The 11,183-nt window shown below is 56.7% G+C and carries 10 protein-coding genes; 3 read left to right on the top strand and 7 right to left on the bottom strand.

Annotated features, from left to right (window positions below; translation table 11 throughout):
* Positions 1 to 69: 69 nt before the first annotated feature.
* On the top strand, positions 70 to 285 hold the full coding sequence (locus PH558_RS27930; RefSeq protein ID WP_146214429.1) for a hypothetical protein: 216 nt from the start codon (positions 70 to 72) through the stop codon (positions 283 to 285).
* Positions 286 to 324: 39 nt separating this feature from the next.
* Here PH558_RS27930 and PH558_RS27925 read toward each other — a convergent pair whose 3' ends face one another.
* The 3 genes from PH558_RS27925 to PH558_RS27915 all read right to left on the bottom strand — a co-directional run bounded on the left by PH558_RS27925 (position 325) and on the right by PH558_RS27915 (position 3,963).
* Entirely contained in the window at positions 325 to 2,100 is a 1,776-nt protein-coding gene (locus tag PH558_RS27925; RefSeq protein ID WP_285207796.1) for a thiamine pyrophosphate-dependent enzyme, read from the bottom strand.
* A 132-nt stretch (positions 2,101 to 2,232) separates the two neighbouring features.
* A complete protein-coding gene (locus tag PH558_RS27920; RefSeq protein WP_285207795.1) occupies positions 2,233 to 3,417 on the bottom strand; it encodes a 2-isopropylmalate synthase in 1,185 nt (394 codons plus the stop codon).
* Positions 3,418 to 3,519: 102 nt separating this feature from the next.
* On the bottom strand, positions 3,520 to 3,963 hold the full coding sequence (locus PH558_RS27915; RefSeq protein ID WP_285207794.1) for a hypothetical protein: 444 nt from the start codon (positions 3,961 to 3,963) through the stop codon (positions 3,520 to 3,522).
* Between the two features lie 361 nt (positions 3,964 to 4,324).
* Here PH558_RS27915 and PH558_RS27910 point away from each other — a divergent pair, with 361 nt between their 5' ends.
* Positions 4,325 to 5,500: an adenylate/guanylate cyclase domain-containing protein gene (locus PH558_RS27910; protein ID WP_095438339.1), complete on the top strand. Its 1,176-nt coding sequence runs from the start codon at positions 4,325 to 4,327 to the stop codon at positions 5,498 to 5,500.
* A gap of 489 nt (positions 5,501 to 5,989) precedes the next feature.
* On the opposite strand, the gene PH558_RS27905 is transcribed toward PH558_RS27910, so the two are convergent.
* The 4 genes from PH558_RS27905 to PH558_RS27890 all read right to left on the bottom strand — a co-directional run bounded on the left by PH558_RS27905 (position 5,990) and on the right by PH558_RS27890 (position 10,314).
* On the bottom strand, positions 5,990 to 6,919 hold the full coding sequence (locus PH558_RS27905; protein WP_285207793.1) for an MYG1 family protein: 930 nt from the start codon (positions 6,917 to 6,919) through the stop codon (positions 5,990 to 5,992).
* A 205-nt stretch (positions 6,920 to 7,124) separates the two neighbouring features.
* Complete coding sequence (locus PH558_RS27900) at positions 7,125 to 7,958, bottom strand: carbohydrate ABC transporter permease (RefSeq protein ID WP_095438341.1); 834 nt, start codon at positions 7,956 to 7,958, stop codon at positions 7,125 to 7,127.
* The gene (locus PH558_RS27895) at positions 7,955 to 8,851 is read right to left on the bottom strand and encodes a carbohydrate ABC transporter permease (RefSeq protein ID WP_285207792.1); all 897 of its coding nucleotides are present in this window, start codon (positions 8,849 to 8,851) and stop codon (positions 7,955 to 7,957) included. Before PH558_RS27895 ends, PH558_RS27900 begins: the two co-directional genes overlap by 4 nt.
* A 128-nt stretch (positions 8,852 to 8,979) precedes the next feature.
* Positions 8,980 to 10,314: an extracellular solute-binding protein gene (locus tag PH558_RS27890; RefSeq protein WP_285207791.1), complete on the bottom strand. Its 1,335-nt coding sequence runs from the start codon at positions 10,312 to 10,314 to the stop codon at positions 8,980 to 8,982.
* A gap of 236 nt (positions 10,315 to 10,550) precedes the next feature.
* Between PH558_RS27890 and PH558_RS27885 the strand changes: the two genes are divergently transcribed.
* Positions 10,551 to 11,174 (top strand): GNAT family N-acetyltransferase, encoded by a 624-nt coding sequence (locus tag PH558_RS27885; RefSeq protein ID WP_095438344.1) that lies wholly within the window; start codon positions 10,551 to 10,553, stop codon positions 11,172 to 11,174.
* The last annotated feature ends 9 nt before the right edge of the window (positions 11,175 to 11,183 follow it).

Below are 11,183 nucleotides of genomic sequence, written 5' to 3'. Positions count from 1 at the left end.
CCTGCGCTCACCTCCGCTATACCTTGTCGATAAATATGGACGTCTGTCGTCATGGAGGAGAGCATCGTCATGCCAGGTAAGCAATGGCTGATCGGTTTTGCAGATCAATCGAAGCGGCAATGCCACGAGCAACTCCAGCGGACAATCGATGCGGCCGTGCAGGATCTCCTGCAAGATGGATCGGAACCTCAGTGCATAGCGGAAGCTCTGCTCGAAATCGCCGACAACTATTTCGATACGGTCATCGGTGACATGGAGATGACGCCTCCGACACCATTGCATTGATCTGGTGCATTGATCTGGCATCGGCCGCTTCGGGTGGCGCTACAGGTTGTTGGCCCGCGGATTTTGTCCCACCACTTGCTCTGCATCGACGGGTACCTCGACCAGGATGGATGAGCGACCGGGGCCGTAGCTTTCGCGCATGATCTCAGGCAGGTTGCTTAGATCCGGCATCAGCCTGCGGCTCTCCCAACCGCACGCGCGCGCCATCGCTCCAAAGTCGATGCGGTGCAGATCGCTGTGGTAGCGATCGGACGAATAGTCGGGAATGACCACGGGCAGGCCTTGCACCATGATGCCAAGCGCGCCGTTGTCCAGTACGAACAGGACGAGCCCCAAGGATCGCGCCTCAGCCAGGCAACCGGCAATCAGGCGGAAGCAGCCATCACCCGTAAAAGCGAAGACCACCGCGTCCGGTTTCGCAAGCTTTGCGCCGATTGCCGCGCCGAATGCTCCGCCCATTGCCGAACCGCGATAGAGCGAATGGAAGCGGACGTCCGGATGCGGGCGCTGCGTGACATATTGACGATCTTTGTAGGCAAGGCACACATCATCGAATGCGACGCTTCCCGGCCGCCAATGACGATCGAGCTCCTGATAAAATCGGGCGATATCGATCGTCCCGGCGCGTGGCGGCATGATCTCGCGATCATTGAGATCAGCCACGAAAGCCGGTGCCGGAGGACGCGGCAGCTGAAGACCCTCGAGCCGACCTATCGCTTCGCTCAGAACCTGATCGATTGGACCTCGAACATCGAAATATTCGCCGCGCACACGATGCCGAAACTCGCCCCCAACGCTGCCGTATGGGGCGGCCAGATTGGTGAAATTCCATGTCGTATGGGCGGGTATGTCAGAGAAATTAAGGGTATATTCGTCAGGGCAAAAGCCGAGTGTAATGACGATATCGTCAGGGCCGAGGCTTCTCCAGAGCTGCATTGCGCGATCGTTGCCGCCAAATCCCAGATAGCCGAAACCGAAGACATTCTTGCGCGCCACCGCATTCGCCCCGTTTATGCTCCAGACGATCGGTGCCTGTAACACCTTGCACAAACGCGTGGTGAGGACGGGCATATACGGATACATGGCCGCCTCTTCTCCAGCGAGCACGATCACCCGGCGCCCAGCCGATTGCCGCGGGAATTCGGCCAGAAAATGGGCGAGCGCTCCATGATCGATCTTGTTCGGTTTATGGACGTACTCACCACGCCAAGGCGTATGGACCGGCTCAGGCACCATCTTTCCAAGTGCCTCCGGCGGCATCAGAAGTGCGATGGGAGAGCCTTGATCAAGGTGTTGACGGGCCTCGTCAAGCTGTTCTCCGATGCGTTCTGGATCGTTCAGAACGAATGTGCCTGATGGCAGCTCGGCCATCAGCTGAGCCACGACATCGGCACCGTCCGGGCTCGTGTCCTGCAATGGTGCACGATATCGCGTATCTACCGGGCTGAGCGGAATAAGGTAGATCGCGGGAATATTGTGCAATTTCGCATCGCTTAGGCCGCAGGTCAGCAACCGCGTTGCAGCTCCTGTCGTCGCAATGGCCGCACTGATTTTCCCGCTTGCCAGATAGTATCCCAACGGAATGAAGCCGGCGACATACTCTCCGATATTGAAGAAAACCGGAAATTCGGCACCGTCTTGGAGAGAAACCATCGGCTCGAGATGTTTGAGCAAATGGATGACCCCTCCCCCGGTGACGCCGGCATAATGACGCACATGCCAGGTCGCAAGCGTTTCGATCAGGAATTCATATCCTGTTTTCGGTTTGACGACCTGAACATCACTCGCTGTTCCGACTGCAAGATTCACCGTCATTGGCTCGCCTCTCCGCTATGACCTTTTCCTGAATTCAGCAATGTATTGACGTTCGTCCCCCGGGCCAGTCGGCCCGAAGAAAGCGCGGTTCCGGCATCGAGCCGATCCCGATTACATGCTCCGACAGCCGATTTATGCGATGCTTTTTTCCCGGGAGAACGCTTCCACACCCGCAACCGTCGCCAGAAGATCCTCATCGCAAAGCGATGCCTTCTGATCGGCGATATCCTTGAAACGGGAGAAAGCGAGATCGAGATCGGCATCAGAGCCGAACTCGACACCCAGCGAGCGCATGCACATGCGAAAACCGTTGCGACCGGAGTTCTTTCCGAGCACCAACCGGTACTCGTCTGCACCAACCTCCGCCGCCGTCATGATCTGATAGGTCAACGGGTTCTTCAGCATGCCATCCTGGTGAATGCCAGACTGATGCGAGAAGGCATTCCTGCCGACGATCGCTTTGTTCGGCTGCACGACAAAACCCGTGATTTCCGAGACGAGCCTGGATGCAGCCGTCAATCGACGGGTTTCAACGGAAGTCTGGCATCGGAAAAAATCCTCGCGTGTATGCAGTGCCATGACGATCTCCTCGAGCGACGCATTGCCCGCTCGCTCACCGATGCCGTTGATCGTGCATTCGATCTGGCGCGCGCCCTGCCGGGTCGCTTCGAGCGAGTTGGAAACAGCCATGCCGAGATCATTGTGACAATGCGCGGAGAACACCGCCTTGTCAGCATTCGGTACGACATTGCGCAGATAGGTGAATAGCTTGCCGTATTCATAAGGCGTGGCGTAGCCGACCGTATCAGGCAAGCTGACCGTGGTCGCACCGGCTCCAATCACCTGTTCCACGAAACGGGCAAGAAACTCCGGCTCCGACCGGCTCGCATCCTCGCAGGAAAACTCGATATCCTCGGAATAGCGTCGGGCGTGGGTCACGGCGCGAACGGCATGCTCGAGCACGTTTTCCGGTGTCATTTGCAACTTGTATTTCATATGAATAGGCGAGGTCGCCAGCACGATATGGATACGGGACGACGCCGCACCGGAAACAGCCTCCGCCGTCAGATCGATGTCGCGCTCGACCGCGCGGCTCAGGCTGCAAATCGTGCTGTCCTTCACGACACGCGCCACGGCCTTGATCGCCTCGAACTCGCCTGAACTCGAGACGGCAAAGCCAGCCTCGATCACGTCGACCTTCAGCCCTTCGAGCATAAGCGCGATCTCGACCTTTTCGCCGGCGTCGAGGTTGATGCCGGGGCTTTGCTCGCCGTCACGCAAAGTGGTGTCAAAGATAATGATCTTTTCAGTGTTCATGCGACTCTCCCGATCAATTGAAGCATCGGCCTTGCCGAATTCCTAAGGCTGGCTGTATGGCACTACACACAAGTCATGGATGATCGATGCCTCAGGCACATGTCATGCCTGCGGCGAAAATCCATCATCGGATGCAAGTCTCGTCGGATCTGATCCTGGCTGCCCCTGGCGTTGCCGGCATGCTGGAAACCGGGCAAAGCGCTTCACGCTTGGGTCGGCATCCACGCCTGCGGCGTCGTCGAAATTTCGCAATTCTTGATATACGCGTCCCATCCAGATGCTTGGCTTTCGATCTGCTCCGATATCCGTGACCCTGGGTTGCGTGGCCTTCGGAGCGGGATGCAGTGCAACATGCGTGTGATCGGAAGGGAGCTTCGTCCCCGCGAGGGTGCGGCGGGCATAGAGATGATCGAGTTCCCAATCGGTCGGATGGCTGGCATATGGCCGTTGCGGGGCAGTCCGGGCCACCGCGATTTTCGGAGCAAAAATTTCAAAACCTGAGAATTGAATGTCCATAGCGCACCGAATGGTTACCACGCCGAGCATGGCTGCATTCGAGGCGGCGGTATTTTAGAAAACTATGGACTATTTTTAGGAAATTACGGCTTTTTGCCTGGTCACCAGCATGTGTCGCCACTTTGCCACACTTGTTTCTGGCCGCCGGCATTTCACTGATATGACGAGGGATTGCACCTCCCCCGGCTGCTCTTCGGCGGCATCCCGCACTTCGATGATTACCTGCATCCGCGTGCCTATTGCCGGATCTTGTTCATGGCTCGCCACCCTGGTCGTGCGCACACAAGGTACTTTCGCCAGTTTCCATGCTAGGCTGCCGCATTGATTTGGACCGAGCACCAAACTTGATCGATGATCTGCTCAAACGTTGCCGTTCGGAGGAGCTTGCGAAGTGACGCAGACGCGGGAATTGGTCGACTGGATCATAGCCATGGGCCTGACCAGCGACAGCATCGAGGAGATCCTGACCGGAGTTTCAGAACGGCTGACCAGGCTGGGCTATCTACTCGTTAGGACGTCCATAGCCATGCCATCCATCGATCCACTTCAAAGAGGCTCTTCGATTTCCTGGTCGCGGTCATCGGGCATCTCTCTCGAAATACAAGAGCACGGCGAAGCCGGAGACGCGATGTTTCGCCGCTCGCCTATTTCATATCTTCTTTCACGAGACCTCGATGTTGGGCGCTGGAGACTGCCGCCCGGCAGTGATGCAGCCGGGTTCCCGCTGCTAAACGAACTCTCCGATCTTGGGGCAACCGATTACCTGGTGAAACTTGCCCGGTTTCCCGGGGGAACCGCGCTGGGCGGCATCGGCTTCTCATTGGCTGTCGATAACCCGGAGGGGTTCTCCGACCGCCAGATTGCCGCCCTGGATGAATTTCTACCGGCTCTCGCCCTCGCCTGCTGCCGCATCGCGGCGATGCGTGTGGCGACCGACATGCTCGCCGTTTATACCGGATCCCGCACGAGCGGGCGCATTCTCAGCGGCCAGACACGGCGCGGCAATGGTGATGCCATCCATGCCGCCATCCTGCTTGCGGACCTGAAGAATTTCACGGCGCTAAACGAACGTTTTCCGCCAGAGCGTATTGTCGGTTGGCTGAACGAGCATTTTGATGCGATCGGCGGGCCTGTCGAGCAATTCGGCGGCGAGATCCTCAAATTCATGGGCGATAGCCTGCTTGCAATCTTCCCGACCGATATTGAAGATCCGGCCAACGCGTGTGAAAGGGCCCTTTCCGCGGCGAAGATGGCGATCGAGGCGAATGCAGCGGTAAACCGGGCACGCGTGGTTTCCGAGGAACCCCAGCTCCTCGTCGATATAGTTCTGCATATCGGAGACGTATTCTACGGAAACGTCGGAGCTGCCCGCAGACTTGATTTCACGGCAATCGGCAGAGCTGTTAACGAGGCGGCCCGGATGGAAAAGCTCTGCGATACGGTCGAACGCAACGTGTTGGCCTCCGAACTATTCGCTTCGAAAGTCCAAGACGGATTTGAACGGCTCGGGATCTTCACGCTGAAGGGTGTGAGCCAGCCCGCCGCGGTTTACGGTCTACCGGGATGAGCCAGGCTGTTGACTATCACTCGATGCGCCCTTTCTGCCGCGTCCGCACGTTTCCCTACCAACGCTTCGACCGCGATCTTAAACTACTGCGAATTAGTTCCGCCGGGCGAGCCTTCCTCACATATCACTTTTCCACCGCCCTGGCTCCGCATACCGGTTTGGCCCCCTTGCTGCTTGGTATCCGGCAAAAAACCAGCGAGCAACTGCGCAAGTCGTTCTTTCGACATCGGCGGGGCGGATAAGCGCATGACAAGCCTCCTTTTTGGTGTCGTGATCGTGCCAATGCATGCTCATGGGAGCAACGGTGGCGCGGGATCATCCCCAAATAATTTCAGCCGGAAGTATTTTCAGTCGATCTGGACAGCGCGCGAATTCAGGGGCAATCCGGTCCTGGTTGCAAAATGAGTGGCTTTCGTATGGCGATCCGCTCAATGCTCAACCCGGAGCTGCACCGTGAAACGGCGATTGCGCCTGCCCTCAAGCCTACTGTCAATCGGCTCTTTGCTCTGCGTCCTTCACCGCCAACCTGGCGAGAGCGAGCGCCGCTTCCCGCGTTTTGGCGGCGGCGATAAAGCGGCCGTTGTGGCAGAAACTTGCGCCCTCAATGCCGGTCGCCACTTCCAGGTCGCGACCGCTCAATCCCGCCCAGCCCGCCGGAAGATCGGCTCGCAGTTCGAATCCTTCCTCCGCGCGGCGAATTCCCGTCAGGCACCAGTCGGCCTCGCGCGGATGGACCACGAATAGGAGATGATCGGCACCTGCCTTGACGATCGCCGGACGGAACGGCATGCCCATCGGCAACTCGAGAACGCGGCTCTCGCCGGCGGACGCAATTGCCTGCAGCACCAGAGTTTCGGCGCGCAGTTTCGCATGGATTCCGGCAATCTTCGCTTCGACGAAATTGCGGGCGATCGCAACCCCAGTATGGAATGCCCGGTCGGTCGCCCCCGGGTCCGCGTCGTCGAAGACGGGCTTCAATGTTTCGAGCAATGACGGCAGGGTCAATCCAGCCAGCAGGCCGGCACTATCCGGGCCGAGCGCACCGTTGTCGACCAAGTCGATCGGCAAGACGAAGCCGGTATCGAAGGCAGCATGCATGGTCTCGACAAAACTGCTCGGGACCAAGAGGGCTGTCAGGTAGTCGCGACCGAAATGTTTCCAGATCAACCCGAACGAACTGAAGGGCTGACCATCGTCGCGCCGCGGCGCGCCGCGCTGGTGATGATCGAATATTCCGACAGCCGCGTCATAAGCGCCGCCGACATCGTAGACGATGCGATCGGCGCCGGGCGTGATCCATTCCTGCGCCCTGCTGCGAACCAGCCGCGCATCGGGGAAAAGCCGCGTGAGAATGACGCTGGACAATACTTCGTCGGCATGGAAGCCGCCGGAATGGGTGACGAGGAAATTGGGAGCCATACGGCCAGGACCTTACTGTTCGCAAATTGGACGGACAGGCAGATAACCGGATTTGCGTGCCATCTCAACCGGCAAAGCGATTGGGTTATCCAATAATTGCATGGCCGCATTCGCGCGGAAATGGCGCGATGATCGGCGAAAGAAGATTCCCATTGCTTCATGGCGCGGGGGCGCGACCGATCTCTTCAATCGGGATCAACGCGATTTACTTCGTCGCTCCAGCCGTGAGTCCCGTGATGAGCTTCCGCTGGAATATCATATAGGCAAGAATGAGCGGTCCGATGACGATGACAGCACCCGCCGTTAACACAGGTGTATTGACCGTATAGCGTCCCTGAAAAAACAACATGCCAATTGGCAGAGTCCGGTAGTTATCGTCATTGACCAGAACAAGTGGAATAAGAAACTCGTTCCATGTCCAGATGAACAGGAACAATGCCAGCGTGGACATCGACGGCAGCATCAAGGGTACAATGACTTTCGAAAGAATATATCGTCTGGATGCTCCATCGAGAACTGCCGCTTCTATGATCTCCGACGGTAACTGCTGCATCGCACTTGCCATGAACATGGTCGCAAAGGGCAGCGACATGGCAATTTGCGGAAGGATCAACGCCGCATAGGTGTTGATAAGGCCAACATATCGCATCTCATAATAGAGCGGAATAATGAAGGCTTCGGTCGGCACCATCATGCCGATGGTCAAGAGAACGAAAATAGTTCGTCTGAAGGGAAAGCCCAGGAACGCGAAACTGAATCCCATCAATGTCCCGAGTATGATGCTGGCGATAACCACAGGGAAAACGATCAGAACCGAATTGAGGAAATAGACGTTAAAGTGACCTTCGATCCAAGCATTCGCATAATTCTCGAAATGCGGATAGGCAGGCAAAACGAATGCGCCTTGGATAAGATCGGCACGGCTCTTCAGAGACGTTAGTATCAGAAGCGCGAAAGGAATAACTGTCAGGACCGCAAACAGCCACAGAATGATGCGTGACGGCAATACGGCACCTATACCATGAGAATTTCGACTCACGATGCACTCCCCTCCTTCACTGGCCGCACCAGCCGATGAACGGCATAATTGATTGCGAAGACCAGAATTGCACCGATGATGGCGACGGCCGAGGCATAGCCATACCGATTCAATTGGAAGCCAAGTTCATACATATAAATATTGGGGACGACGGTCGCATTGGCCGGACCACCTCTGGTCATCGTGAAGATTAAGTCAAAGCTCTTGATGGAAGCAATGATGGTGAGAAGCAGTGCGATACGTATTTCCGGCAGTAGGAGCGGCAGCGTTATGAAGAAAAAAATCCTGCTTCCTGAAGCGCCGTCGACCTTCGCCGCTTCAAACAGCGAAGGGTCGATCCGCTGGATACCGGAAAGAAAGAGAACCATGCAGAAACCGAAGAAGTACCAGCTGGCGACGATACCCACGGCCGGTAGGACAAAGGTGAAATCGCCAAGCCAGGGTAAAGCGATCGAACCCAGGCCAGCCAGTTTTAACGCTTGATTGATGGGGCCAAAGGCGGGATTGTAGAGCCAGTGCCAGATGATCCCCAGAACGGCGGTCGGCATGATATAGGGCAAAAAAAGAAATGTGCGCAGCGCGAACTGCTCCCGCTGCCTGAGCGACCAGACCAATGCAGCAAGCGACAGGCCCACGACAATCGGGATGACGCAGTAAAACACCATGAAAAGCGCATTGTTTTTCAATGCGACATAGAAAGTCTCATCCGAAAGCAATTTCGCATAATTGCCGAAGCCGATCCAATTGGGCGAACCGATCCCATTCCATTCGGTGAAGCTGATGCCGATTGCTGCAATAATGGGGCCCAAGACCAGAGCAAAATAAACCAGCAAACCAGGGAGAATATAAACGAGATTTCTGCCGGCGTTGGCATCAAGTGGTGAGCGTTTCATGCATCGTCTCATAGATATGCCAGGGGTCGACTGACGCCGCTCTGGCCGTGATCAGGATTGACGTCGCGAAGTCTCCCGCCGCTGCTTCTCATCAAATGGAGCAGCAGCGAGATTGCTGTACCTGGCAATCACTTGCTCTTCATGTAGGCGGCATAATCGGCATCGAGCTTGGCGATCAGCTCTTCAGGCGTTTGTTTGTTCGCAAACAGCAGAGGCGTATTTTCATCAAACGTCTTGAGCATGGTGGGGCTCGCCCAATCGGGATAATGCCCGAGTGCATTGTCATCGTTCAACGATTTCCAGATCGCGATGCCCTCTTTCAGAAGCGGGGAAGCGTTGACCCCGGCATCTTCCGGAACCGGGGTCGCAGGCAGGTAGCCGGCGCGAGCCCAGGTCACGGATGCGTCCTTGGAGACCATGTAATTGATGTATTCGCCGGCGAGATCCTTCATTTTGTCGCTCTTGGCCAGGCTGGTGATCGCCCAGGCAAGGTCGACGCCGCCAACCGAAAGCGGATGCTTGATGCCGGCGGGTGCCGGGATCGGCATGAAATGAATATCCGGATTGTTCTGCATATCGCCGAAATACCAGGTTCCAGAAATCAGAAAGGCCCCTTGGCCAGCGACAAAAAGCTGAACGGCATCATCACCCGAGATGCCCTGGTAACCATCGGAGAAATAGCCGTTTGTTGCCCATTTCTGAGCAAGTCTCACCGATTCCAGATTGCCAGGCGTATTCCAGGTTCCGCCGCGACCGTAGATCAGGTCATCAAGCGCCTTTCGATCGGACGCATCGATATGCGCCTGGCTGATCCCAGCCAGCATATGGAGCGCCAGATGGCCCTTGGCCGTGCCGATCGTCAGCGGTGGGGTACCTGCCGCCTTGACCTTATCCAAGGCTGCAAGGAAATCGTCGAAGTTCTTGATCGGCAGCTCGACTCCGGCGGCTTTCAAGACCTTTTCATTATAATAAAGGCCGACGATTTCGGCGAGCGACGAGATACCGTAGGTCTCGCCGACACCGAACTCACCCTTGCTCGACCAGCGGTCACGCGCAAGCAGACTATCGGACTGGTTTTTATCCCAGCCATATTTCTTGAGATAAGTATCGACAGGAACGAGAAGGTTTTCCTTCACCATCGCGCCCATGTCGCCGGCGCCCTGGTTGACCTTGGTCACTACTGGACCATCGCCGGATGAAACCGCAAGCTTGAGCGTAAGATTGAGATCCTGGAAGTCGCGCACGGTATGGTCGAGCTTAACCTCTGGATGTGCCTTCTGGAAGTTGGCGTTAAGCTCAGTCATCACGGCAGCCCGCGACTCCGAGTCATGGTCGTCCCAGACGGTAAGCGTCTCGGCAAAGACGGCCGTCGACATGCCGAGCCCGACGAACGTGACGCCCGCCAAAATTCCTGCCTTCTTCAGAATGGATGCCATGTTGATGGAGATGAAATCGCTAAACATTGATTGGTTCCCTCTAGCTGCGTATTGGCAGTTCCTATCGTTTCCAACCGGCCGGTCCTGCTGAGACGAGCCGAATGTCTTGCCTCATCGGGCCTTTACTGGCCTGATGAATTTCCTTATCCTTTTCAAAAGATCAGCGGGCTTTCATCCCGCAAATGCAGTTCCTCAACCTTCCCAGTTTTACCGCTGCCTGATGTCAGTCCTCGCCGTGCAGCGGCCAGCAAATCGATGGTGCGATGCCTCCTAAGATCGACGATTATTTCATCCGCCCGGCCACCGAGGACGACGTTGACGCCCTCTTTCACATTTGCCTGGTGACGGCTGACGCCGGAGCCGACGCGAGCGCACTTTACAGCAATCCGCGCCTTCCCGGTTATGTATGGGCGGTGCCTTATCTCAAATTCGCCCCAGAGTTCGCGTTCGTTCTTGCCAGGCACGACCGGGTCGTCGGCTATGTTGTCGGCACGCCGGATACCGCCAGCTTTGACAAAGCGCTCGGCAGAGATTGGTGGCCGCCTGTCCGCCGCGAGATCGCCGATCTGATACCCAGCACCGAAAAAGACGCCGATGTTCTGGAGCGAATAGCCAATCCTCACAGCGGCACGCCGGGCCTTGAAGAGACCTATCCCGCGCATCTTCACATCAATATTCTGCCCGAAGCCCAATCGGGTGGATGGGGACGGCTCATGATCGAGACCATGCTCGACAAGCTCTCGAGCCATGGCGTACCCGCGGTCCATCTTGGCGTCAGTCCTGCAAACGAACGTGCCAAGGGCTTTTACAGGCATCTCGGCTTCGAAGAACTCCGCCATGGCGATCACCTTGCCTTCGTCATGAGATTGGACAAGCCGGCAATCTGAACGCAAATC

Source organism: Rhizobium pantanalense, assembly GCF_030182525.1.
GTDB lineage: Bacteria > Pseudomonadota > Alphaproteobacteria > Rhizobiales > Rhizobiaceae > Rhizobium.
The sequence above is the reverse complement of the archived record's forward strand: the minus strand, read 5'-3'. Positions and strand labels throughout refer to the sequence as shown.